Origin of the sequence: Enterobacter cloacae complex sp. IR5418 (assembly GCF_049238105.1) — a bacterium.
In the GTDB taxonomy this organism is placed as follows: Bacteria; Pseudomonadota; Gammaproteobacteria; order Enterobacterales; family Enterobacteriaceae; genus Enterobacter; species Enterobacter hormaechei.
The window spans coordinates 31,089-51,847 of the sequence record NZ_JBMKHS010000020.1 but is presented as its reverse complement, the minus strand read 5'-3'; the positions used below and the strand labels follow the sequence as shown (position 1 = coordinate 51,847).

The following is a 20,759-nucleotide window of genomic DNA, read 5'->3' as shown; positions in this document are numbered from 1 at the left end:
CGAGCCACAATTCGTATATTTTACTTGCGAACAAAGAATACAAAACGTATATTTAAGTTGTTTAAAGGAGACCCGACATGAACAATATCCGAAAAATCCGCAGAAACATCGGTTTGACTCAGCGACAGATTGCCGAAGAGCTGAACCTGTCGACAGGTGCGGTTTGCCATTACGAAAAAAATAAACGCAGCTTAAGCCTTGAGCAGTGCCGGGCGATTGTTGCAGCTCTGAATAAGCATGGCGCTTCAGTAAGCGTTGATGACGTTTTTCCACCAATCAGCAACAACGCCGCCTAATTGGCGGCCCTAACCACGAAAGGGAAAGCAATGCATTCACTTGCGTATCAACAAGGTAACAAATTTTCGCCAACGGCGATGATTTACCAGAATCGCCGGGAACCTGATTCCACGGCGTTAAACATCGATGGGATCCGCGCAGCCGTACGCGCCTGGGCAGCTGACTGCCGCAGCCGTGAATTTGTCGCGGCGCTGATTGTTGAAGAGTGGCGGGCATCCGGCGGAACCGGTCTGGATATCCCAACTGACTCGCACCGCCAGATGCAGAAGGTATTCCGCTGGATTGATGGCGACACTGAGTACGCCGCCAACAATATTCGCCAGCTGGCCCCGGCAATCATGGCCGTCCTGCCGCTAGAGTACCGCAACCGGCTGGCACCGCAGAACGACACGATGTCGCTGATCGCATCCGCGATGAAAGAGTGTGCTGAAGCTAAACAGGCAGTGCTGCTGGACGCTCCAGAGCATCAGAAGCTGAAAGAGGTAAGCGAAGGTATAGCGTCGCTGTTCCGCCTCATGCCGGAGCAGGTAGGCCCTCTGATGACGATGGTTACGTCGATGCTGGGGGTTATGTGAGAACTACAAAAATGGCGAAAGCCGGTCTGCGCGAACAGAACCGACTTTCAGGTGCAAATGCAGATAACAAGTGCGAGGTCATTATGACAAATGCTAATCCAAAACGCCAGGCGCAGGAGGTTTAACTGTGTCGAACGTCGCTTACGCAAATTTCGCGGCGCACTCAGCCGCAAGGAGCAACAGGATGGAGAACCAGAAATCTGGTTACGTCCCGTTGTACCGGAGCATCAAGAAGAAGTCCTGGGCTAAGGATGTTTTCCTGCGCGCGCTGTGGGAGAACCTGCTCATTGACGCAGCCAGACAGCCATACACGGCATTCTTCAAGGGCAAGCAATGGCCTCTGCAACCCGGTCAACTGGTCGTCACTGCTGCGGATCTAGGCCTTCAGTTGTGTGACCGCCAGGGCAACCCGACAAGCCGCGACGCAGTGGAGAGAATGCTGTCTGTTTTCGTCCGCGAAGGGATGATTTCCATCGAAGGAGAGAAGCGAAAAGGCAGGGTGATCACCATCACGAACTACGTCGAATATGCTCAAAAAATGGACGATTTACCCGCACATAAAGCCGCACATACAGGCGCACATGATGAAGCCAGTAACGGCGCGGGTTCAGATGGGTATACCGCACATAAGGCCGCACAATTCCCCGCACATCATGAACAAGAAGGTAATAACAAGAATATAAATAACTTATCGTCCGAGAATTCTGACGAATCCTCTGACGCACGTCTCAAGAAATTTTTATCAGCTCATCCAGAAGCTGCGATTTACACACCATCCGGTGCTAAGTGGGGATCGGCTGAAGACCTCAAAACTGCCCAGTGGATTTCCACCAGGGTGAAGCTGATTAACCCAACCTGCAAAGCCCCGGACATGACCTCCTGGTCTAACACCGTTCGCCTGATGCGCCAGATAGACAACAGGTCGCACCAGGACATCTGCGCGCTGTACGACTGGGCAAGCAAACACCACTTCTGGCAGACCAACATCCTGAGCCCGGAAAGCCTGCGTAAGCAGTGGGACAAGCTGACGATGCAGCGCAGTGCTGGTGGTGAGCAGCGAGGCGGAAAGCCGGATCTGGACTTCAACAACACTGACTGGGCCTATGGGGTGATTCGATGAAATCTCTTGCAGAGCAGATGCGTAACCATGACCGCGAGCAGATGAGTCGCATGGCCCACAACCTGCCAGAGCAGTACCAGGAGCGCGCTCCGGTCGAGCAGGTGGCGCAGGTATTCAACGGACTGTTCAACCAGCTGCGTGCCGCGTTCCCGGCCAGCATGGCGAACTTCCGCGAACAGCGTGACTTGGACGAATTTCGCCGTCAGTGGCTGCTGGCGTTTCAGGAGAACGGGATCCACACCATGGCTCAGGTCGATGCCGGCATGCGTGTAGCGCGCAGCCAGGTACGCCCATTCCTTCCGTCGCCGGGCCAGTTTGTCGCCTGGTGCAAACAGAGCGGCGGGTCGCTGGGCATAACCGTTGACCAGGTGATCGCCGAATACTGGGACTGGCGTAACCGTTCGTTCGAATTCACCTCCAGCGAACAATTCCCCTGGTCGCAGCCGGTCATGTACCACATCTGCGTTGAACTGCGCCACCGCAGCACAGAGCGACAGTTAACGCATGGTGAGCTGGCACGCGAGGCGGGCGACCTGCTGGACATGTGGGAGAAGCGCGTCACCGAGGGTAAACCAGTGCCGCCGGTACGCCGGGCTATTGCAGCGCCTGCCGCAGAGCATGGGCCAACGCCGATCCAGCTGCTTCAGGCCAAGTACAACCGCAACAAGTCGAACGGGATGGTGTGAGATGAAAGGCAAACAGGCAATTCTGCGTTATCTCGAAACGCACCGCACCTTCACCGCGAAGGATGTGGCCACAGAGTGCGGCATGACCATCAACTGCATCACGAAGAACGCTATCGATCTGGAGCGGGCCCGCAAGATTGTCCGGGTGAGCAAGGTCTGGCGAACGGTGACTTATCGCTTGGCAACGCCGGAAGAACAGGACGGCACCGCGCGCAGCTGCACCAACGGAATATTTCAGGAGTGCCGCAACAGTCCGGCGATGAGAAGGGTATTGATGGTTTGGGGGAGGGTAGGGGTATGACACGCATCCGTAACTTTGGCTGGAATCGCCTGAAGCTGGCCACCCTGTCATACGACGAACTCAATCAGCTTGAGGAGCAGGTGAAACTCGAACACGCCTGCAAAGACGGTATCCACATGTACGACAAAGCAGGCCGTGACAAGCTCGATGCTCTGAGCTGGGCCGTATACAACAAGCAGAAGCAGGAGGCCGCCCAATGAGCAACATCGACAAACAGGCTCTGCGTAAGCGCTACTCCGCAAAACCGACACCAAAATGCGATATCTGCGGCGCCAAAATGACAATACAGCGGATGTCTGGCAGTCGCGTAACTTACGGCTGCTCAGGTGCGATTTACGATGAAACCGGATGCCACTATGCCGAAGGCCGAAGCCTGGCTGATGACCATTATGAACAATCACGCGTGACAGTCACCGATGAAAGCGATCCTGATGTGCTGGCGCTGCTGGATGAGCTGGAAGTGTTGAGGCTCGCCAATGCAGCACAAGATGACCATATTAACCAGCAGCAAGACCGTATCGACCTGTTAGAGAAAGGGAATAACGAGGCCGCCAAGCAAATTAACTCATGGCGTAGGCTGGCTAAGCAGAATATCGCAGAACGCGAGAAGGATGTGTCAGAGCTTAATATAGCGCGTAAGCGAATTGCTGAGCTGGAGGCAAGCCATAGCAATCTTCGCGAGGCAATGGCTGGCATTCACAACACAATCACAGGTGGAGGTGCTTACACGCCGCTGGCGGCAATTCTGAATGCTTCCAAACGCACATACGAAGAGTCGGCCGCCGCAGCCGGTAAAGGAGAGTGATATGGCTAACTTGCTCGACTTACTCGGCATAGATTCACGGCGCAGCAGCATGACACTTGTTGAGTACAAATATGACACTGACAAGCGGGACAGGTTTTCAAAGTATCTCGTAAGGCACACATCCAGCGTTAGCAAAACAACCCTGGAGCAATACGTTACTATCGATCGCGATCGCTATGGTGCATTCAAACCCGTTGTCGCATTGGACGATTTCCCCAGCGGACTAAGCGACAGGGAATCAATGCTTAAACTGGCTGACTGGCTGCATCGCCTTGGCGTGGCGATTGAAGATGAATGGAGCAACCCATGACATTAACCAAAGAATGGCTCCAGCAGACAATCGCGGAGCTTGAAGAAGAGCGCGATGCTGTGCCCGGCGTTGTAAACGTAGATGCGGCTATGGCGCTGGCGGCAATGAAGTTAGCGCTGGCATCGCTGGAAGCTAAAGATAAGATTCCGGAACTGCGTCAGGTTATTTATCATTTCCGCGATTGGAATGAAGGCTTTCCGGTTGAGCGGTTCAAAGCCGACTACGTCATTAGTTGGATGTTGGCAAATTATCCTCCAGCTCAGCCAACGGCGGTATCTGTTCCTGGTGATGTCTCTGGTCCGCTTGCTCATGCCTACAAAGAGCTTACTCCTACGTTCATGCGTAACCACATCGACGTATTCGAGCGTTACGGGATTTACCCTGATGGTTCGGCAGGGATTCAGGCTATGCGCATTGCATTGGATGGTATGAACCGCCGCGCCGCCATGCTTCAGGGTGCCGAACCTGTAACGACGGCTTACAAGTTGCCAGAGGGTTAGGTGGCGGTGCCGGTTGAGCCGGCCTATCAGATGTGTAAGGCCATGGGGTTGCCCTGGGAGAGTCCTCGATCCCCGGTTCTCTATAAGGAGATGCTCGCCGCCGTTAAAAAATAGTCGTAATTTCTGCTAAAGTTTGGGCAATATAACCAGCACAGTAATTAGGGAGTCATTTATGCACGAACTATTTGTGCTGGTTTTGAGTACCTGCGCCAGCCTCAGCAATATGTCAGGTTGTTCTTTGGAAGTGGCGAACTTGAACACTGAAAAAGAACCGGTGAATGTCTTTTACAGCAGGAAAGACTGCGAAGAAAGCATGAAGAAAATCATGCTAAATCATGCCCAGTACTATGAAATATCAGGTAGAGAACCATCAATGGCGAAGTGTGAAAAAATCTTTTTACCTAAGAATGTTATTAAATAGTTAAACAGCCAATGCGAATTTCTTGAAGTTCAATAGGAGCTTGAAATGGAAGATTATCTGGTTTTTGGTTTAGGTCATGAAGGTGATATCAAGAACGATGAGGCGGGTCTTGATAAGATAAGCGTGGTAACAAAAGCTGTAATGCGTTCTACCAATTCCAACGAACCAGTGGTCTACCCAATGACTCAGTTCAAAGAATTTAATGTTGTAAGGCAGCAAGCGTATGATGGTGAATTCTACAACATAGCATTCGATGTTTTACCATCCCGCGATCGTGTCGATGCTGCAATCAGAAAATATCACCCAAAGAAATCTTCCACAGTTTAGTAACCTTTGATTTTCTGGAATCAACCCGCCATAATCATGTCATCGGAGCCTGAACAACTCCGGTGACTTCTGCGCATTTAAGGGGACTTAAATGCGACCACAATCTGAACTCCTCACCTTGTCACAGATGCAGAAATGCACCTGCGATTTTCTTCATTCTGCGTTACCTCTCGGAGGTGGCGTATGAGTATCAAATTCTACCTACGTGATGAGCAGGTTCGCCGCAACCTCATCGACTACATCAACAAGCAGCCTGTAAACGCAGATTTCCCGCTCGTGGTGAGTTTTGCCGACCCTAAGCGCACTCTTCCTCAGAATTCACTGTTCCACGCGCTTTGCGGCGATCTGGCAAAGCATCGCATTCAGTGGGCTGGCTCTGCGTGGTCGCTTCCGTCGTGGAAATCAATTTTGGTTTCCGGTCACTCCATTGCCACTGGCGGGCAGGGGAAGGTTATTGCCGGACTTGAGGGAGAATTGGTGGCAATTCGCGAAAGCACCTCATCGATGGGGATCAAAAGGATGAACAGCCTGATTGAGTACACCCAGGCTTTCGCCGTCAGCCAGAACATCCAACTTCGCGATGTCCGTTATCGTGGCGATTACTTTGGGAGGCTTGCATGAATAACCCTCTCGCACGCGTCATCACAAACGAAATATTCCGCGTTCCGGCGCGCCGCCAGCGCAAGGCCGTGGTTAAGCCGTCCGACATCCCGACACTGAAAGACTACACCGCCCGCCTGGTGGATCAGAAATGGCTGCGTCTCGCGGCGAGGAGAGGTCATGCGTAAACCATCCCGCCGTAAGTGCAAAGTATGCGGTGAATACTTCGTGCCGAAATTCCACGACATCCGGATCCGCTGGTGCTGCCCGGAGCACGGCACAATCCTCGCGATGGAAGAACGAGAAAAGGAGAAGGTGAAAGCCGCAGCTAAGCGCATCAAGGAGCGCAAAGAGAAGGAGCGCGCGGAACGCCGGGATCTGAAAGCAAGAAAGGTGGCACTAAAAACGAAACCTCAGTGGAGAGCTGAAGCACAGGCGGCTTTCAACCGGTATGTCCGTCTGAGGGATGCCGGTAAGCCATGCATCAGTTGCGGTCGTCTACCAGAGCAGAAGTTTGGCGGAACCATGGACTGCGGCCACTACCGCACCCGTGGAGCTGCCGCGCATCTGGCTTTTAACCTACACAATACCGCAGCCCAGTGTGTCTATTGCAATCGGGATCGTGACGGCGCGCAAAAGGCATTCGAACAGGGCCTTATTGAGCGCATCGGTGCCGGAAAAGTTGAGGCGATAAACAACGATAATTCCGTCCGCCGGTTCGACATCCCATACCTGCAGCGAATCAAATCCATTTTCACTCGTAAAGCCCGCGCGCTGGAAAAACGCCGCGCCCGCCGACAGGAGGCAGCATGAGCACAGAAACTGAAATTGAACTGGGCAAGATTGTCGCGTTCCCGACGAAGAATAACGACCTACAGGACGGGCTGGTTATTCAGCGCGAAGGGCAGAAGGTTATGTGCCTGCACTCTACTGTTTGGGTGAATGAAAAAGACCGGACTTTACGCTGCCGGAAGTGCGAAACGCTAATCGATCCATTCGACTACCTGATGACACTTTGCGACCAGGAGTCTCGCTACTGGGAAAGCGTAAAGTATCTTCGCCGCGAGGAAAAGCAACGCCGCCAGAACATCGAAAAGCTCATTCAGATTGAGAAGAACGCCAAGTCCCGCATACGCCGCGCCGGGGATAAGTCACCACTTCCTCTCTGGCAGAACGAGAGGGTGGACGAATGACACGTGACCAGATTATCCGGTATCAGGCAGAAAGCGTTAAGCGCGCCAACCTGCCGCCAGTAGCAAAGCACAGCCAGACCAAAACCAACCAGCCACAGAAGGAAGCCGCATAATGAACCTCGAATCAATCGCTAAATACTTTGCGCCTAAATCACCGATGTTCAGTGACTCTCCTCGCGCAACCGCATCAGACAGCCTGACCGGAACTGACGTCATGGCTGCTCTTGGTCTTGCAGGCCATAAGTGCGGATTTGGTTTCGATCTTTACCTCTCGAAAATCGGCATTAGCAGCCCAGATATAGCACTGGAGAGACTCTATGAGCAGGCACGTAAGTTATCAGGTAAATTCAGAGCACTGTCGGAACTCGATGAATCAGCTCGGTCAGGCGTGCTTAAGGTTCTCTGCGCTTTTGCATACCAGGATTATTCAAGAAGTGCTGCCAGCACTCGAAAATGTGATTGCTGTGATGGTAGCGGATTTACAGAGGCACAAGTTTTTACCAACAAGGTCTCATATCCATGGGGGAAGCCGCCGTACTGGTCGAAAATGTCCCGGGCCGTTCGCCCAAGTGACTGGGAGAGCTGGACGGAAGCGCGGGAAGTGGTGCGGATTAAATGCAAGCCGTGTAACGGAAAAGGCGTTATCAGCAATTCGTGTCGCTGCCATGGCAAAGGCAAGGTACTGGACAAAGCAGAAAGCGATCGCCATGGCGTTCCGGTGATGAAAGCCTGTGACCGCTGCGGTGGAAGAGGTTACGCCAGACTGAAATTCTCAACGGTGATTGAGGGAATTAATACTGTTGCGGAGATAAAGAAAACGGCGGCCTATGAACAACTTCAGCCGCTCTTTGAGGAGCTGGTCGCCGAATGCCATAAGCAGGAGTCTATGGCTGATGCCATTCTCTCAAAAGTAACGAGATGAAAATAATTTCCCCTAATATTGAAAATATATAGGAAATAGGTATTGCATTTCGCGGAAAAACTGGATAGATTTATCTCTAACGCTGGGAATCCGTTCAGTCGTTCCGAAGCAAAAAAATTCAAGCCCGAGGTTAACGCCTTGGGCTTTTTCGTTTCAGGGTCAGAAGCACAGCGGTTGTGCGTTCGGCTGTTAACCGAATGGTCGAAGGTTCGAATCCTTCCTGTCCCGCCAATTCTGCATCTGTCGTAGTTTGGGAATTACGTCTGGCTTCCAAGCTGATGATGCGGGTTCGATTCCCGCTGCCCGCTCCAGTTTAAGCTTTTCGGTCTGCGATGATGGGGTCCCCGGAGTGACTGAAAAGCGACCTAGTTTTGAATGGGCGCTGCTTTTTGCAAAATTGCTGTGTGAAAATGCTGACCTTTGGGTTCAGCGCTCATCCAAAAGCATCTCGTTAAAATCCAGTTAACCTCGGGTGGTTTGTTGGGTGAGGTGCCTCAAATTCAAATAGCCTCGCTTCGGCGAGGTTTTTTCATTTGTAAGACAACCATCAGGAAGCAATGGCTAATCTCATTGACTGCAGGAATAAGTTCGGCGTAATTTATTTCTGTGGTGAATCCTTTCTAAGCGAAAGGGCGTTCCAGCCAACTGCTATCTGCAGGTATGCGCGCGACTTTGCTGGCTGGAGTAGAGTCACCGGGAGGCACCCGGCACCATGACAACAACAATACAGTTTCAAATTCCTTGAGAGCCTGCCGTAAAAAGCAGGCCTTTTTTTATGAAATTGCGAACTGCTGCTACGCTTGAAAAGTGGGTTGAAGATAACTGCCTGATGGTTCTCCTGAACCATAGTGAATCAGCCTGATACTGTCTCACTCTGGTCAGTTAGCAAAACTCACGACTACCTACCTTACTTACTAATAGTCACTCATTAGCCCGCCTTCAAAAGCGGGCTTTTTTTATCTCCCCTCAATTTTTCTGAGAGGATTCGCAGCAATAACAGAGGGGGCGTAATGTCCGATCCATTAACCGGCACTGGTGCAGTTCTCGGGGGCGGCCTGTTGGGCTCAGTCCTGTACGGTGTCTTTACTCATACAGATTTCGGCGTGGTGTTTGGAGCGTTTGGTGGTGCGGTGTTTTACGTCGCGACAGCTGCAAACCTTACGCGTGCTCGCCTGGCTGCATATTTTCTGACTTCATTCATTGTTGGAGTGCTTGGCGCCGGGTTTGTTGGCTCATGGCTAAATGCTGCCTCGAGTTATGAAAAACCACTGGATGCACTCGGAGCAGTGATTCTGTCTGCGCTGTGTATAAAAATCCTAACTTTTCTTAATAACCAGGATTTGAACAGCCTGTTCGGCTTTTTCTCACGGTTACGCGGAGGAGGGGGGAATGGTAATTGACCCGTCAGCTGTCTTTAATGCGTTTATCTGCTCGGTGATCGTCGTCGTTCTGATGTTCTACCAGCGCCATGGTGCCCGGCACCGTCCTTTCATCTCAATCCTGGCGTATATAACCATCCTGGTTTACGCCGTAATCCCGTGGCAATTCATCTTCGGCCTCTATCGTGACTCCAGTTGGCTGGTGGTGGTGGCAAACCTCCTGATATGCGCAGCTGTTATGAAGGTCCGGGGAAATCTGTCGCGTCTGGTTGATCTTCTGAGGCACTAATGAACCAAATACTATTTCAAAAGGCGGCTGGCATTAGCGCCGGGCTCGCTTTGCGCTGGTTTCAGCATATCGATGCTGCAATGAAGGAATTCGGCATCACGGCGCCGCTCGATCAGGCCATGTTCATCGCACAGATGGGGCATGAGTCCACGGGATTTACCCGGCTGGTGGAAAACCTGAATTACGCGGCTGAAAACTTAGTGCCTACATTCGGCAGACACCGCATTACTCCCCAGCAGGCCGCCGCGCTCGGCAGAACGGCAACTCAACCGGCAAACCAGAAAGCGATAGCCAATCTGGTTTACGGCGGTGAGTGGGGCAAAAAGAACCTTGGAAACCAGGTTACTGGTGATGGCTGGAAATATCGCGGTCGCGGCCTGAAGCAAATTACCGGGCTCAGCAATTACCGCAACTGTGGCCACGCGCTGAAGCTGGACCTTGTAACACAGCCTGAATTGCTGGAACAGGATGAATATGCTGCTCGCTCAGCTGCATGGTTCTATGTCTCGCACGGCTGTTTGCTTCATTCCGGCGATGTGGAGCGCGTCACGCTGATTATTAATGGCGGCCGTAAAGGTCTGGATAAACGCCGCGTGCTGTTTAACCAGGCGAAATCAGTGCTGGTATGAGGTTGCTATGGGGTTTGAAACTTTAATTAGTATTGCTGCAGCAGTCATTGCCGCCATCGCTGGTGCTTTCGGTCTGGGTCATATCCGCGGCACCAGCAAAGCTGAAGCGAAAGCTGACCAGCAGCGAACCGAAGAAAAGGCCGCAGCGACTGAAGCAGTAGCCGAACGCCGGGTAGAAGCAACGAAAGAGGCCAGCAATGTACAGCAGACTGTTAACCACTTGCCTGATAACGATGTTGATCGCGAGCTGCGGGACAACTGGACCCGTAAGGGTTGAGGTAGTGGACACGGCTTGTGACTGGGTTAAACCCATCTACGGTACGGACCACGACTGGGATGTACTGGATAAGCAGACGAAGCGTGACATCCTGGCGCATAACAAAGCGTGGCAGGCGAACTGCCAGAAAGAAACCAGAACCATGAAATAGCATGGCCTATGCCGGTTTTATTTGAAATATTTATCATCGCTTGTGGTGCAATTATGAAAGGCTTATTTATCCCTGGTGTGACTGAGCTTGGCGCATCATCAGATAGTTTTCCATCCGGCATAGTTATTCCCGGTGCTAATGTTATGACGCTGCCGCCTGGCGAGTGGGTTGACCTTAGCGATATCGATCTTACCTCCTCTGCACTGGATTATCGGGTTTCGTTCAGCTGTGCAAGCAACCATGCATACTACTCAGCTGACGGAACTATTCAGTTCGCTGCACCTGACGTATGGCCGCTTGAGTACCGAAATGGAGTGGCAGTTGGAAGGCATGAGCCGGAACCGCAGGCAACGAATTTTCTCCCTTACAGCAATGATGTGACAAAGTTCGGTAAAAACCGGGGTGTCACCATAACGACAAGTAAAGATCTGACCACTCCTTTTGGCGATCATGCCCAAGTTATCACAACGGACGGGGCCATCACGGCTGGTATTAATTACCGCATTCCGCTGACGCAAGGGGTGGTATATTGCACATCATTGTTCGTTCATGTGCCGTCGATGTCCTCTCCTTCCTTAATGATAGGGCAGGGTGCCATTGGCGGAGAATCTGTGACTGTCGATTTTGATCAGCGAACATCCACAATAGGTAATGCTTTTAAGTATGGGTTTGATGATTTTGCGGATGGCTGGGTCAGATACTGGTTCTCCGGGGCGTCATCCTCAACGACTTCCGCCATTGTGGTGTATACCGGTGCCGGAGCAAACGTATTTTCAGTAACAGGTTTTCAGGTAGAAAATACCGCCACGCCAGGCTCACCTATTATCACTGCCGGTAAAGCGAGTACACGCGCCGCTGCTTTTGCGAGCATTCAAAATCCTGATAGGCTCGCCACATCCGTCCGGGTGCACTTTACCGACGCAACGTATGAAGACTTCGCTTTCCCGGCCCACAGTTTAAAACTACAGCTCCCCCATGCGGCAACTAACTGGGGTAAGCGCCACATCCAACGAATCGAGTACATAAGATAATGAGCAGGATGACATATTTACGATTCCCTGATGAGGCTACTGCGAGAGCAGCCACGGGTTGGTGGTCTGAGGGGGCTGGATGGGCAGTACCTACTAAGTCTATTCAGTTTTCTGTGCGGGGCGTTCTGTATAACAGTGACGGTGAATATGACGAGGCCGGAAATGTGATAAAGGAGCCGACCCTAAAGGACGGTTATCACATTGATGTTATCTATGGCCTCATACCTGAAGCTGCGCAGAAATTTATCATCAATCCATCAACACCTGAATACGTACTGGCGTAGGGGGAGCACATGGCAACAGAAAGAATGACAATCGGTAGTGAGCCAGTTCAGATAACTGACGGCACTAACAGCGCCCTAATTTCCGTTTTTGGCGGCTACCCTATCAGTTTTGCTGATTCAGATGTTGAGCCTGACAAATCAGTGGGCGACATCATCAGGGATAAGATGGTGGTAAACCCGCCATTAAAAGTATGGCTGTGGTCTGATGGGCCAGGCCCTCATGAAGTTGCAGTAACCCGATGGTAGCCATGAGTGATACCACCACGCTGTGGTAGCAGAATGGCATTCATCAAAAGCAACTACGGAGTGAGTAATGGCAAAACCGGACTGGGGCGAGCTTCAGCAACGGTTCCTGTCCGAACATGCCGCAACCGGCGTATCACCAAAGGAATGGTGTGAAGCGCAGGGACTGAACTACGCTACCGCCCGTCGATATATCAAAAAACTTTCTGCGCATACTGCGCAAAAACCTGCGCAGAAAAAAATGCGCACTGCGCAGAAAGATAAAAGCGCAAATGAGCTGGTGGATGATGATGGACTTACTGCTCAGCAGCGCTTATTCGTCGCAGAGTACCTGAAGGATAACAACGCCACACAGGCAGCTATCCGTGCCGGGTACAGCAAGAAGACCGCACAGGAGCAATCAAGTCGGTTGTTATCAAATGTTAAGGTTGCGCAGGTCATTGCGCAGCAGCAGAAAGCCTCCATTGCGCGCACGCTTGGCAGTGCTGATGAGGTTCTCTCCCAGATGTGGCAACTCGCCACTTTCGATGCAAACCAGCTTTCACAGTATCGTCGCGGCGCATGCCGTTATTGCTGGGGCTTCGGTCATCAGTATCAGTGGCGCGATGCCGTGGAGTTTGAAGAGAAAAGGCTCGAGGCTGTTGAGCGTGACAGGCGTGAACCTGAAGATTCCGGCGGTTACGGCTATGACCACAACCGAGAGCCTAACCCTGAATGCCCGCGCTGCAATGGCGACGGAATAGGACAGCCTTACTTCGCAGACACCCGGAAACTTTCCCCTGATGCTGCTTTGGCTTATTCCGGCGTCAAGCTTGGGAAGAATGGTGTTGAGATAACGGCAATCAGCCGCGAGCGCATGTATGAAGCCGTTATGAAGCGGCTTGGCCTGGAAGATAGCGAATTCGCGCAGCGCCTCCAGCAGATCGAAATCGACCGCCGGCAGCTGGAGGTTGAGAAACTCCGCAAAGAGCTGGCCGGTGATGGTGATGATGACGAACCAACGCCAGTTGCAATCAATATCAACGTAGTGGACGCGAGGGCGGAAGATGGGGATCAGCCCGACACTTAACATCCCACAGGCGCGCTTCCTCGCGATGCAACACAAATTCAAAGCCTATGTTGCCGGGTTCGGTTCCGGCAAGACGTGGGTAGGTTGTGGCGGCATCTGTAAGGGGATGTGGGAGCACCCGAAAATCAACCAGGGTTATTTCGCGCCGACGTATCCGCAGATTCGTGACATCTTCTACCCCACGATCGAAGAGGTGGCCTTTGACTGGGGGCTGAGTGTCAAAATCAATGAGGGGAACAAAGAGGTTCACTTCTATGAGGGGCGTCGGTATCGCGGCACGACAATTTGCCGCTCGATGGAGAAGCCCGGATCGATAGTCGGCTTTAAAATCGGTAACGCGATGGTGGATGAGCTGGACGTCATGGCGGCTGCCAAAGCGCAGCAGGCGTGGCGAAAAATCATAGCCCGTATGCGTTACAAGGTTGATGGTCTGCGTAACGGTATCGATGTCACGACTACGCCGGAGGGCTTCAAGTTCGTTTACCAGCAATTCGTGAAAGCGGTGCGTGAAAAGCCTGAGCTTTCTGCTCTGTATGGGCTGATTCAGGCCAGTACGTTCGACAACGCGAAGAACCTGCCACCGGATTACATCCCGTCGCTGATGAACTCCTACCCGCCGGAGCTAATTAAGGCGTACCTGAGGGGGCGTTTTACAAACCTGACCAGCGGCACTATCTATCACCAGTTCGATAGACGTCTGAATAACTGTACCGATGAAGAGCAGGCAGGCGAGCCGCTCTATATCGGCATGGACTTTAACGTTGGCAAAATGGCGGCCATCGTCCACGTCCTTCGCAATGGCGAGCCGCGCGCAGTACGTGAATTGATAAAAGTTTATGACACACCGGCCATGATAAAGCGCATCCAGGAAGAGTTCTGGCGCTACGAGGGTGGGCGCTATGTTGCCTCCAGGCAGATTTACGTCTATCCGGATGCTTCCGGCGATTCACGTAAGTCCAATAACGCCAGCGCCACCGATATCGCGCAACTCAAACAGGCCGGATTCAGCGTGGTGGTAAACGCAGCCAACCCGCCAGTGAAGGATCGCATTAACTCCATGAATGCCATGTTCTGCAACGGCAACGGTGAGCGCCGCTACAAAGTTAATGTTGCACGCTGCCCGGTCTATACAGACAGCCTTGAGCAGCAGGTGTGGGCGGCAAACGGCGAGCCGGATAAATCAGCCGACAATGATCACCCAAACGACGCTGGTGGCTATTTCATCGTGAAGCAATTCCCGATCATCAAGCCCACAGGAAAAGTCACTCAACTACGGATGTAACTCCATGCCTGATATTTCTACACCCAATCTGGACTATGGGAACATGGTGCAGGCGTGGGATATCAACGACGCCCTGATGGGCGGCACGCTCTATATGCGACAGCTTGGAGAGTCTTATCTCCCGCGCTGGCCAAAAGAAGACAAAGAGGACTACAAAAAACGCCTCGCCGTGGCCACGCTTCTGCCAGCCTACGAAGAGACCATTAAGCAAAACATCGGGCGTGTATTTGCTGAGCCCATTAAGCTTGCCGAGAATGTGCCGGATGAGCTGCGAGAGTATGCGAAAAACTTCGACCTTGAGGGGACGCGCCTGGACGTATGGGCGCAGGCATTCTTCGGTCTGGCGATGCAGTATGGCCTCTCGCACGCGCTGGTGGATTATCCCAGGGTGGACACCGAAAAGGTGAAAACCAAAGCGGAAGAGAAAGCTACCGGCGCGCGCCCCTATGTCACCATGCTCAATCCACGCCAGGTAATTGGCTGGAAGTCGAAAATGGTGGACGGCAAAGTGGTGTTGACTGCGCTGCGTATCAAAGAGGTTGTGGTCGAAGACGGCGACGACTTCGGCCAGACCAAAGTCGAGCAAATCCGATACCTGACACCCGGAAAGGTGGAAATTTACCGCAAGGCTATAGATGCTGACGGCGCCGCGACCTGGGCGCTATTCGATGGGTGGCAGACATCCCGCCAGGATATCACTCTGGTCACGCTCTACACCAAGCGCACCGGGTTTATGTGTGGTTCACCTCCACTGCTCAATATGGCTCTGCTGAACATCAAGCACTGGCAGAGTCAAAGCGAGCAGGACAACATCCTGCACGTCGCCAGGGTGCCGTTGCTCACGGTGTTCGGTTTGGAAGAGGGGCAAGAGCTGATAATTGGCTCGTCTTCAGCTACGTCGTTCACTGATCGGCAAAAGCAGGGTCTGGAATACGTCGAGCATACAGGCTCCTCCATCGGTGCTGGTAAAGAGTCGCTGGCAGAACTTGTGGAGCAGATGCGCCAGGCTGGTGCGAAGCTGCTGCGTACGGAAAACACCTCTACCAAATCGGTAGACCAGACCTCCGAAGAGAAAATGCAGGAGCAGTCACCGCTCTACACCATGGCTACCAGCCTTGAAGATGCGATCGACAACATTCTGCAAATCATGGCCGAGTACATCGGCGAGAAAGATGGTGGCAACGTTGATGTTCGCACTGAGCTGGATGTCGAATCGACCGTATTCAATCCGTCCGCCGCGCTTGCCATCCAGGCACTGCGCCAGGGTGGTGATATCCGTCGAGCTGATGCGATTAAATCGCTACAGAAGTTGAACATTATTGATGCCGATGCGGATCCTGATGTGGTTCTGAGCGAACTGCTGGCTGAATCAGCGTCTCTGGATACCAGAACGTTAGACGAGGTATAGCATGGCCCGCTCCGTCAATGACCGCCTGCAGGACGAAACGATAGCGCACGGCCTGTATGTAAACCGCTACGGTACTGGCGTCGCTCGTCGGATGGTGGCGCTGCTCAGCAAGATGGATGCCGACCTGGCTGCCCGGCTGCTGGTGCTGCTGGAGGGTAAGAGTGCCGACACCTACAGCGCGCGCCGCCTTGCATCGCTACTGGCTGGTGTGCGGGAGCTAAACCAGCAGGCCTACGAACCGGTCAATGTTGCTCTGATGCGCGAACTGACTCGTTACGCTGATTATGAGACCGGGTATCAGTTTGACCTGTTCAGCAGCCTCATTCCCGGCCAGGTGCTTAAGCACGTCCCGCTGCAAAGCATTGCTCCAGAGCAGGTCTACGCCTCTGCGGTGGCGCAACCTTTTCAGGGGAGATTGCTGAAAGAGTGGGGCAAGAAACTCGAATCGGATCGGCTGGAAAAAATTACCAGTGCCGTGCGCACCGGATTTCTTCAGGGTGAAACCGTCGAGCAGATTGTGAAGCGGGTCGCCGGCACGCCGCAGCGTAATCGCGAGGACGGGGTGATTAATGCGTCCCGGCGCGACCTTGCGGTGGTCACTCGCACGGCAGTGAACCACATGGCTGCTACGGCACGTCAGGAGTTCGCGCAGGCCAACAGCGATATTGTGAAGGCCAAACAATGGTCATCTACGCTCGACACACATACATCAAGCTGGTGCATCATCCGCGACCGCAAACTCTACACCCTCGACGGTAAGCCGCTGGGCCATGAAATCCCGTACCTGCGTGGGCCCGGCAAAATTCATTTCTGCTGTCGCTCATGCGAAATTCTGATCACTAAATCGTGGGAGGAATTGCAGATAGCCTCTGGCGAACTGAGCAGCGCCACGCGGGCGAGCATGTCGGGCCAAATTCCCGCTGGGCTAAGCTTCAGTGAGTGGCTGGTAAGGCAACCCTACGCACGAATGGAGCAAGTACTTGGAGTTACCAGGGCTCAAATGCTCCGGGATGGAAAGATGCAGGTCCCGGACTTTTTTAATGATAGAGGTGAGTTTTTAACCCTTGAGCAACTCAGAGAAATTGATAGGGAAGCATTCATTTAAAGGGTAAAATAATCCTGCGCGGCTAGACCGGCCAGTCGAAAAGAGTGAACGTAGACACTCCTGCCGCGCACCATCATCTACGCAGCCTACTACGAGGTTTGATATGAAAACTTGCACCAAATGCGGCGAGTGTAAGCCGCTATCTGAATTTCACAGAGATAGCCGGAAATCATCTGGTTATCGGGCCTCCTGCGCATCTTGCTGTAGAGCCGCACACGCAGCATGGTACCGCACTCCGCATGGACAGGAAGTAACCAAAGATTATAACGCCTCTGATAGGGGTAAAACCCTACGGAATCAGGCCACTGATAGATATCGTGAGACTGAAAACGGGAAAGAAGTGAGGAGGGTTATCAAGGCTAGATATGACACATCTGAAAAAGGGAAGATCGTCAAAAGCAAAACTCTTTCAGCCTACAAAGAGCGCAACCCTATAAAGAGCGCCGCTCGATATAAAGCTAACAAGGCGGTAGAGAGAGGGGTGATTTCAAAGCCAGATAGCTGCGAATCCTGCGGCAAACACGTTAGGCTGGAAGGACACCATTACGATTACAACCTCCCGCTTTCGGTGAAATGGCTGTGTCGTAAGTGCCACAATGACTGGCATAAAGAGAATGGCCCCGGATTAAATGGGGATTAGCCATATAGGTCGCTAAGGCGGCCTTTTTTATTATCTTAAATTCGTATCAGGTCGCCTCCGAGCGGCCTTTTTTATGCCTGCCGCTGAGCGGATGCGACGCGGTGACCGGGTCGGATGACCTATTACCAATGGCCGGAAGGCTGGAGCAAAAACAATGAAACTGAAACTTGATGCTAACGGAAATGTGGTCGTTGAAAACGGTATGCCTGTGTACATCCATGAAGATGGCAAAGAGATCCCGTTCGATGCGGTCGCAGCGATGACCAAAATCACCTCCCTGAATGGTGAGGCGAAAACTCACCGCGAAGCGAAGGAAGCGGCGGAAGCCAGTCTCGCGAAATTCTCTGGCATCACCGACCCGGCCAAGGCGCTCGAAGCCCTGGAGATGATGACCAAAATCGACCAGAAAAAACTGATCGACGCTGGCGCTGTTGACCAGGTTAAGGCTGAGATTACCAAGGTATTCCAGCAGCAGCTGGATGAAGCGAACGGCAAGACCAAACAGCTCGAAAGCCAGCTCTACGACGAGATGATCGGCGGCCGCTTCGGTGGCTCCAAATTCATTTCAGAGAAGATGGCGATCCCGGCTGAGTTCGTGCGTTCGTACTTCGGGCAGAACTTCAAAATCGAAGACGGCAAGGTCGTGGCCTTCGACGGTCAGGGCAATAAGGTGTTCTCTCGCACCAAGCCTGGCGAGCTGGCTAGCTTCGACGAAGCGCTGGAGTCACTGGTCGAGTCGCATCCGCAGAAAGATTACATCCTCAAATCGTCCGGTAACAGCGGCGGCGGTTCTCACCAGTCGCAGCACCAGGCCGGGCAAAAAACCATGAAACGCGATGCGTTTGATGCATTACCTCCAGCAGAGCAACAGGCTGTGATTGGCGGCGGCACAAGCATCGTTGATTAATCGAAAGGAATAAATACATGTCTAATACTTTGACTGGCCTGATCCCGACCATTTATACGGCGCTTAACCGCGTTTCACGTGAGCAGGTAGGTTTTATCCCGGCAGTGGCTCGTAACGCTAAGGCCGATGCTGCAGCTAAAGACCAGACCGTCACCGCGCCGGTAGCACCAAAAACCACCACGGTAGACATCACACCGGCACCGACCGCACCAAACGACGGAGATCAGAACATCGGCACCGTGGATGTCAAAATCACCAAGTCAAAAATGGCTCCGGTCAAATGGAACGGTGAAGAACAGTTGGCGATGGGGCCATCAGGTAACTACGACGTTATCCTTGCCGATCAGTTTTCTCAGGCCTTCCGCGCGCTGAGCAACGAAATGGACGCAGACCTGGCTGCGCTGTTCTACAAATCTTCCCGTGCAGTTGGTGCACCAAAAGAGACGCCATTCAGCATTAAAGACGATCTGTCTGATGCAGCGCTGGCGCGTCAGATTTTAGTGGATAACGGTGCACCGACTACCGACATGCGCATGGTGCTGGGCGGCGAAGCGATGGCCTCAATTCGCGGAAAACAGTCGGTTCTGTTCAAAGCGAACGAAGCAGGTACCGATCAGCTTCTGCGTGAAGGTATTATTGGCCGCGTGATGGGCTTTAACCTTCACGAATCCGCCAACATCAAGCGCACAGCGAAAAGTACGGCGGCGGGCTATACGGTCAACGGCGCGAAGCAGGAAGGCGATATCATCATCGCTATCTCCACAGGTACCGGTGGTATCGCAGCAGGCACTGCGGTTAAGTTCGATGGCGACTTTAACCAGTATCTGGTTGTGGCCTCCACGGCCTCAAGCATCACTATTGCAGCACCGGGACTGCGCCAGGATCTGGCAGACCATACAGCTATTACCGTTGTGAGCGAATTCACACCAAACATGGCATTCGACCGCAATGCTTTCCTGCTGGCGTGCCGCACCCCGGCAATGCCAAAAGGCGGAGACACCGCCGACGATGTGATGAATGTTACCGACCCGGTGTCAGGCATCACCTTCCAGATCGCGCTCTATCGCCAGTACCGTCAGGTGCGTTACGAGGTTGGTGTGGCGTGGGGTGTGGCCTCCGTTCAGCCTGAACATTCCACCATCATCATGGGTTAACCCAGGGGGCTTCGGCCCCTTTGTTATTCAGGAGGCCCGATGGCCGGATTAACAAAAGAGCAGCGCGCGCAGCGTGACGCGGAAAAGCTTGCAGCTCAGCAGGCCGCTGATAAAAATCCTGCCCAGCAGGAACAGCAGCAGGAACAGCAGCAGGAACAGCAGCAGGAACAGCAGCAGGAACAGCAGCAGGAACAGCAGCAGGAACAGCAGCAGGAACAGCAGCAGGAACAGCAGCAGGAACAGCCAGGCATTGAGCTGGTGGTCATGGTGCGTGACACCCCAGAGTTCCCCGGCGGCCCGCTGAGCGCTGAGGTTCACCATGACGAAGTGGATAACTGGCAGGCGCTGGACTGGCGTCTGGAGGAATAACCATGCTGGTTGCCGATCCCCACTCGCCGGACTTTAACAGCTACGCCAGCGTGTCCGACCTGCGGGTCTTTGCCGCCGCGCGCGGATATAGCATTCCTGCAGATGATGGCGAGTGTAGCCAGATGCTGATGCAGGCAATGGACTTTCTGGAAGGGAAGGCCTGGCGCGGTCAGCGCTCCAGCGCATCTCAGCCTCTATCCTGGCCTCGCTCAGGCGTACGCTTCGATGGTGTGGAGCTGCAGGATGATGCTATTCCACAGCGCCTGATTGATGCCCAATGCCGCCTGGCTATTGAGTCGCAGGAGATTGACCTCACGCCGTCGGTCTCCGGTGGCGGCGCGGTCATAGCTGAGAGCGTACAGGGGGCCGTCTCTGTGCAGTACGAGCCGGGAACGAATAAAGCTTCTCCGTCATTCCCATGGTTCTATTCCGCACTGCGCGGGCTTGTAGTGGGCGGCAATCAAATCCGAATTGAAAGGGGCTGA

Annotated in this window: 31 protein-coding genes, 1 tRNA gene and 1 pseudogene; all 33 read left to right on the top strand. The window is 53.1% G+C overall.

Annotation, left to right across the window (positions count from 1 at the left end):
* Nucleotides 1-77: 77 nt before the first annotated feature.
* The 33 genes and pseudogenes from ACOTX7_RS15830 (at nucleotide 78) to ACOTX7_RS15670 (ending at nucleotide 20,759) form a co-directional block, all read left to right on the top strand.
* Entirely contained in the window at nucleotides 78-296 is a 219-nt protein-coding gene (locus ACOTX7_RS15830; protein ID WP_022650973.1) for a helix-turn-helix transcriptional regulator, read from the top strand.
* A 30-nt stretch (nucleotides 297-326) separates the two neighbouring features.
* The gene (locus ACOTX7_RS15825) at nucleotides 327-872 is read left to right on the top strand and encodes a toxin YdaT family protein (RefSeq protein WP_221813249.1); all 546 of its coding nucleotides are present in this window, start codon (nucleotides 327-329) and stop codon (nucleotides 870-872) included.
* A 184-nt stretch (nucleotides 873-1,056) separates the two neighbouring features.
* Nucleotides 1,057-1,992, top strand: a complete 936-nt coding sequence (locus ACOTX7_RS15820) for a replication protein (RefSeq protein WP_017383042.1) — start codon at nucleotides 1,057-1,059, stop codon at nucleotides 1,990-1,992.
* Nucleotides 1,989-2,678, top strand: a complete 690-nt coding sequence (locus ACOTX7_RS15815) for a replication protein P (protein WP_110875521.1) — start codon at nucleotides 1,989-1,991, stop codon at nucleotides 2,676-2,678. The genes ACOTX7_RS15820 and ACOTX7_RS15815 overlap by 4 nt, the downstream gene beginning before the upstream one ends.
* A gap of 1 nt (nucleotide 2,679) precedes the next feature.
* Entirely contained in the window at nucleotides 2,680-2,979 is a 300-nt protein-coding gene (locus ACOTX7_RS15810; protein WP_023311412.1) for a hypothetical protein, read from the top strand.
* Nucleotides 2,976-3,179 carry a hypothetical protein gene (locus ACOTX7_RS15805; RefSeq protein WP_063840967.1) on the top strand — a complete coding sequence of 68 codons (204 nt, stop codon included), beginning with the start codon at nucleotides 2,976-2,978 and terminating at the stop codon, nucleotides 3,177-3,179. Before ACOTX7_RS15810 ends, ACOTX7_RS15805 begins: the two co-directional genes overlap by 4 nt.
* Nucleotides 3,176-3,784 carry an ead/Ea22-like family protein gene (locus tag ACOTX7_RS15800; protein ID WP_421626125.1) on the top strand — a complete coding sequence of 203 codons (609 nt, stop codon included), beginning with the start codon at nucleotides 3,176-3,178 and terminating at the stop codon, nucleotides 3,782-3,784. The genes ACOTX7_RS15805 and ACOTX7_RS15800 overlap by 4 nt, the downstream gene beginning before the upstream one ends.
* 1 nt (nucleotide 3,785) lies before the next feature.
* Nucleotides 3,786-4,094 carry a hypothetical protein gene (locus tag ACOTX7_RS15795; RefSeq protein ID WP_017693172.1) on the top strand — a complete coding sequence of 103 codons (309 nt, stop codon included), beginning with the start codon at nucleotides 3,786-3,788 and terminating at the stop codon, nucleotides 4,092-4,094.
* A pseudogene (locus ACOTX7_RS15790) lies at nucleotides 4,091-4,585 on the top strand (hypothetical protein); the annotation flags it as partial. The gene ACOTX7_RS15795 and the pseudogene ACOTX7_RS15790, both read left to right, overlap by 4 nt.
* A gap of 181 nt (nucleotides 4,586-4,766) precedes the next feature.
* Nucleotides 4,767-5,015, top strand: coding sequence for a hypothetical protein (locus ACOTX7_RS15785; protein WP_250023314.1), 249 nt, complete (start codon nucleotides 4,767-4,769; stop codon nucleotides 5,013-5,015).
* 45 nt (nucleotides 5,016-5,060) lie between these two features.
* Entirely contained in the window at nucleotides 5,061-5,342 is a 282-nt protein-coding gene (locus tag ACOTX7_RS15780; protein ID WP_045344901.1) for a hypothetical protein, read from the top strand.
* 183 nt (nucleotides 5,343-5,525) lie between these two features.
* A complete protein-coding gene (locus ACOTX7_RS15775) occupies nucleotides 5,526-5,963 on the top strand; it encodes a recombination protein NinB (protein WP_013097726.1) in 438 nt (145 codons plus the stop codon).
* Nucleotides 5,960-6,130 carry a NinE family protein gene (locus ACOTX7_RS15770; protein ID WP_421626124.1) on the top strand — a complete coding sequence of 57 codons (171 nt, stop codon included), beginning with the start codon at nucleotides 5,960-5,962 and terminating at the stop codon, nucleotides 6,128-6,130. The genes ACOTX7_RS15775 and ACOTX7_RS15770 overlap by 4 nt, the downstream gene beginning before the upstream one ends.
* The gene (locus ACOTX7_RS15765) at nucleotides 6,123-6,755 is read left to right on the top strand and encodes a recombination protein NinG (RefSeq protein ID WP_421626123.1); all 633 of its coding nucleotides are present in this window, start codon (nucleotides 6,123-6,125) and stop codon (nucleotides 6,753-6,755) included. The genes ACOTX7_RS15770 and ACOTX7_RS15765 overlap by 8 nt, the downstream gene beginning before the upstream one ends.
* Nucleotides 6,752-7,135 (top strand): hypothetical protein, encoded by a 384-nt coding sequence (locus tag ACOTX7_RS15760; protein WP_110921173.1) that lies wholly within the window; start codon nucleotides 6,752-6,754, stop codon nucleotides 7,133-7,135. The genes ACOTX7_RS15765 and ACOTX7_RS15760 overlap by 4 nt, the downstream gene beginning before the upstream one ends.
* Complete coding sequence (locus ACOTX7_RS15755; RefSeq protein ID WP_017383030.1) at nucleotides 7,132-7,248, top strand: hypothetical protein; 117 nt, start codon at nucleotides 7,132-7,134, stop codon at nucleotides 7,246-7,248. Before ACOTX7_RS15760 ends, ACOTX7_RS15755 begins: the two co-directional genes overlap by 4 nt.
* The gene (locus ACOTX7_RS15750; protein ID WP_125358661.1) at nucleotides 7,248-8,057 is read left to right on the top strand and encodes an antitermination protein; all 810 of its coding nucleotides are present in this window, start codon (nucleotides 7,248-7,250) and stop codon (nucleotides 8,055-8,057) included. Before ACOTX7_RS15755 ends, ACOTX7_RS15750 begins: the two co-directional genes overlap by 1 nt.
* Before the next feature lie 156 nt (nucleotides 8,058-8,213).
* A tRNA-Asn gene (locus ACOTX7_RS15745) sits at nucleotides 8,214-8,288 on the top strand.
* A 779-nt stretch (nucleotides 8,289-9,067) separates the two neighbouring features.
* Nucleotides 9,068-9,457: a phage holin family protein gene (locus tag ACOTX7_RS15740; RefSeq protein ID WP_013096310.1), complete on the top strand. Its 390-nt coding sequence runs from the start codon at nucleotides 9,068-9,070 to the stop codon at nucleotides 9,455-9,457.
* Nucleotides 9,447-9,725: a phage holin family protein gene (locus ACOTX7_RS15735; RefSeq protein ID WP_421626122.1), complete on the top strand. Its 279-nt coding sequence runs from the start codon at nucleotides 9,447-9,449 to the stop codon at nucleotides 9,723-9,725. The genes ACOTX7_RS15740 and ACOTX7_RS15735 overlap by 11 nt, the downstream gene beginning before the upstream one ends.
* On the top strand, nucleotides 9,725-10,354 hold the full coding sequence (locus ACOTX7_RS15730; RefSeq protein ID WP_214596942.1) for a glycoside hydrolase family 19 protein: 630 nt from the start codon (nucleotides 9,725-9,727) through the stop codon (nucleotides 10,352-10,354). Before ACOTX7_RS15735 ends, ACOTX7_RS15730 begins: the two co-directional genes overlap by 1 nt.
* A 7-nt stretch (nucleotides 10,355-10,361) precedes the next feature.
* Nucleotides 10,362-10,631 (top strand): hypothetical protein, encoded by a 270-nt coding sequence (locus ACOTX7_RS15725; protein WP_045618277.1) that lies wholly within the window; start codon nucleotides 10,362-10,364, stop codon nucleotides 10,629-10,631.
* A gap of 4 nt (nucleotides 10,632-10,635) precedes the next feature.
* Nucleotides 10,636-10,782: a hypothetical protein gene (locus ACOTX7_RS15720; RefSeq protein WP_231372884.1), complete on the top strand. Its 147-nt coding sequence runs from the start codon at nucleotides 10,636-10,638 to the stop codon at nucleotides 10,780-10,782.
* Nucleotides 10,740-11,813 (top strand): phage head spike fiber domain-containing protein, encoded by a 1,074-nt coding sequence (locus ACOTX7_RS15715; RefSeq protein ID WP_421626121.1) that lies wholly within the window; start codon nucleotides 10,740-10,742, stop codon nucleotides 11,811-11,813. The genes ACOTX7_RS15720 and ACOTX7_RS15715 overlap by 43 nt, the downstream gene beginning before the upstream one ends.
* Nucleotides 11,814-12,106: 293 nt before the next feature.
* Nucleotides 12,107-12,343 (top strand): hypothetical protein, encoded by a 237-nt coding sequence (locus ACOTX7_RS15710; RefSeq protein ID WP_016042202.1) that lies wholly within the window; start codon nucleotides 12,107-12,109, stop codon nucleotides 12,341-12,343.
* A 67-nt stretch (nucleotides 12,344-12,410) separates the two neighbouring features.
* On the top strand, nucleotides 12,411-13,409 hold the full coding sequence (locus tag ACOTX7_RS15705) for a terminase small subunit (protein WP_421626120.1): 999 nt from the start codon (nucleotides 12,411-12,413) through the stop codon (nucleotides 13,407-13,409).
* Entirely contained in the window at nucleotides 13,387-14,691 is a 1,305-nt protein-coding gene (locus ACOTX7_RS15700; protein WP_045351056.1) for a terminase large subunit domain-containing protein, read from the top strand. Before ACOTX7_RS15705 ends, ACOTX7_RS15700 begins: the two co-directional genes overlap by 23 nt.
* Before the next feature lie 4 nt (nucleotides 14,692-14,695).
* Nucleotides 14,696-16,099, top strand: a complete 1,404-nt coding sequence (locus ACOTX7_RS15695; protein ID WP_221925515.1) for a DUF4055 domain-containing protein — start codon at nucleotides 14,696-14,698, stop codon at nucleotides 16,097-16,099.
* Nucleotide 16,100: 1 nt separating this feature from the next.
* A complete protein-coding gene (locus ACOTX7_RS15690; protein WP_421626119.1) occupies nucleotides 16,101-17,204 on the top strand; it encodes a hypothetical protein in 1,104 nt (367 codons plus the stop codon).
* 794 nt (nucleotides 17,205-17,998) lie between these two features.
* On the top strand, nucleotides 17,999-18,751 hold the full coding sequence (locus tag ACOTX7_RS15685; protein WP_421626118.1) for a DUF6651 domain-containing protein: 753 nt from the start codon (nucleotides 17,999-18,001) through the stop codon (nucleotides 18,749-18,751).
* A gap of 17 nt (nucleotides 18,752-18,768) precedes the next feature.
* Nucleotides 18,769-19,905 (top strand): P22 phage major capsid protein family protein, encoded by a 1,137-nt coding sequence (locus tag ACOTX7_RS15680; RefSeq protein WP_421626117.1) that lies wholly within the window; start codon nucleotides 18,769-18,771, stop codon nucleotides 19,903-19,905.
* Between the two features lie 39 nt (nucleotides 19,906-19,944).
* Nucleotides 19,945-20,274, top strand: a complete 330-nt coding sequence (locus ACOTX7_RS15675; RefSeq protein ID WP_421626116.1) for a hypothetical protein — start codon at nucleotides 19,945-19,947, stop codon at nucleotides 20,272-20,274.
* Between the two features lie 2 nt (nucleotides 20,275-20,276).
* The gene (locus ACOTX7_RS15670; RefSeq protein WP_421626115.1) at nucleotides 20,277-20,759 is read left to right on the top strand and encodes a DnaT-like ssDNA-binding protein; all 483 of its coding nucleotides are present in this window, start codon (nucleotides 20,277-20,279) and stop codon (nucleotides 20,757-20,759) included.

Coding starts and splice junctions, on each gene's coding strand:
- ACOTX7_RS15830 (WP_022650973.1), top strand. CDS start 78: ATGAACAATATCCGAAAAATCCGCAGAAACATCGGTTTGACTCAGCGA.
- ACOTX7_RS15825 (WP_221813249.1), top strand. CDS start 327: ATGCATTCACTTGCGTATCAACAAGGTAACAAATTTTCGCCAACGGCG.
- ACOTX7_RS15820 (WP_017383042.1), top strand. CDS start 1,057: ATGGAGAACCAGAAATCTGGTTACGTCCCGTTGTACCGGAGCATCAAG.
- ACOTX7_RS15815 (WP_110875521.1), top strand. CDS start 1,989: ATGAAATCTCTTGCAGAGCAGATGCGTAACCATGACCGCGAGCAGATG.
- ACOTX7_RS15810 (WP_023311412.1), top strand. CDS start 2,680: ATGAAAGGCAAACAGGCAATTCTGCGTTATCTCGAAACGCACCGCACC.
- ACOTX7_RS15805 (WP_063840967.1), top strand. CDS start 2,976: ATGACACGCATCCGTAACTTTGGCTGGAATCGCCTGAAGCTGGCCACC.
- ACOTX7_RS15800 (WP_421626125.1), top strand. CDS start 3,176: ATGAGCAACATCGACAAACAGGCTCTGCGTAAGCGCTACTCCGCAAAA.
- ACOTX7_RS15795 (WP_017693172.1), top strand. CDS start 3,786: ATGGCTAACTTGCTCGACTTACTCGGCATAGATTCACGGCGCAGCAGC.
- ACOTX7_RS15785 (WP_250023314.1), top strand. CDS start 4,767: ATGCACGAACTATTTGTGCTGGTTTTGAGTACCTGCGCCAGCCTCAGC.
- ACOTX7_RS15780 (WP_045344901.1), top strand. CDS start 5,061: ATGGAAGATTATCTGGTTTTTGGTTTAGGTCATGAAGGTGATATCAAG.
- ACOTX7_RS15775 (WP_013097726.1), top strand. CDS start 5,526: ATGAGTATCAAATTCTACCTACGTGATGAGCAGGTTCGCCGCAACCTC.
- ACOTX7_RS15770 (WP_421626124.1), top strand. CDS start 5,960: ATGAATAACCCTCTCGCACGCGTCATCACAAACGAAATATTCCGCGTT.
- ACOTX7_RS15765 (WP_421626123.1), top strand. CDS start 6,123: ATGCGTAAACCATCCCGCCGTAAGTGCAAAGTATGCGGTGAATACTTC.
- ACOTX7_RS15760 (WP_110921173.1), top strand. CDS start 6,752: ATGAGCACAGAAACTGAAATTGAACTGGGCAAGATTGTCGCGTTCCCG.
- ACOTX7_RS15755 (WP_017383030.1), top strand. CDS start 7,132: ATGACACGTGACCAGATTATCCGGTATCAGGCAGAAAGCGTTAAGCGC.
- ACOTX7_RS15750 (WP_125358661.1), top strand. CDS start 7,248: ATGAACCTCGAATCAATCGCTAAATACTTTGCGCCTAAATCACCGATG.
- ACOTX7_RS15740 (WP_013096310.1), top strand. CDS start 9,068: ATGTCCGATCCATTAACCGGCACTGGTGCAGTTCTCGGGGGCGGCCTG.
- ACOTX7_RS15735 (WP_421626122.1), top strand. CDS start 9,447: ATGGTAATTGACCCGTCAGCTGTCTTTAATGCGTTTATCTGCTCGGTG.
- ACOTX7_RS15730 (WP_214596942.1), top strand. CDS start 9,725: ATGAACCAAATACTATTTCAAAAGGCGGCTGGCATTAGCGCCGGGCTC.
- ACOTX7_RS15725 (WP_045618277.1), top strand. CDS start 10,362: ATGGGGTTTGAAACTTTAATTAGTATTGCTGCAGCAGTCATTGCCGCC.
- ACOTX7_RS15710 (WP_016042202.1), top strand. CDS start 12,107: ATGGCAACAGAAAGAATGACAATCGGTAGTGAGCCAGTTCAGATAACT.
- ACOTX7_RS15705 (WP_421626120.1), top strand. CDS start 12,411: ATGGCAAAACCGGACTGGGGCGAGCTTCAGCAACGGTTCCTGTCCGAA.
- ACOTX7_RS15700 (WP_045351056.1), top strand. CDS start 13,387: ATGGGGATCAGCCCGACACTTAACATCCCACAGGCGCGCTTCCTCGCG.
- ACOTX7_RS15695 (WP_221925515.1), top strand. CDS start 14,696: ATGCCTGATATTTCTACACCCAATCTGGACTATGGGAACATGGTGCAG.
- ACOTX7_RS15690 (WP_421626119.1), top strand. CDS start 16,101: ATGGCCCGCTCCGTCAATGACCGCCTGCAGGACGAAACGATAGCGCAC.
- ACOTX7_RS15685 (WP_421626118.1), top strand. CDS start 17,999: ATGAAACTGAAACTTGATGCTAACGGAAATGTGGTCGTTGAAAACGGT.
- ACOTX7_RS15680 (WP_421626117.1), top strand. CDS start 18,769: ATGTCTAATACTTTGACTGGCCTGATCCCGACCATTTATACGGCGCTT.
- ACOTX7_RS15675 (WP_421626116.1), top strand. CDS start 19,945: ATGGCCGGATTAACAAAAGAGCAGCGCGCGCAGCGTGACGCGGAAAAG.
- ACOTX7_RS15670 (WP_421626115.1), top strand. CDS start 20,277: ATGCTGGTTGCCGATCCCCACTCGCCGGACTTTAACAGCTACGCCAGC.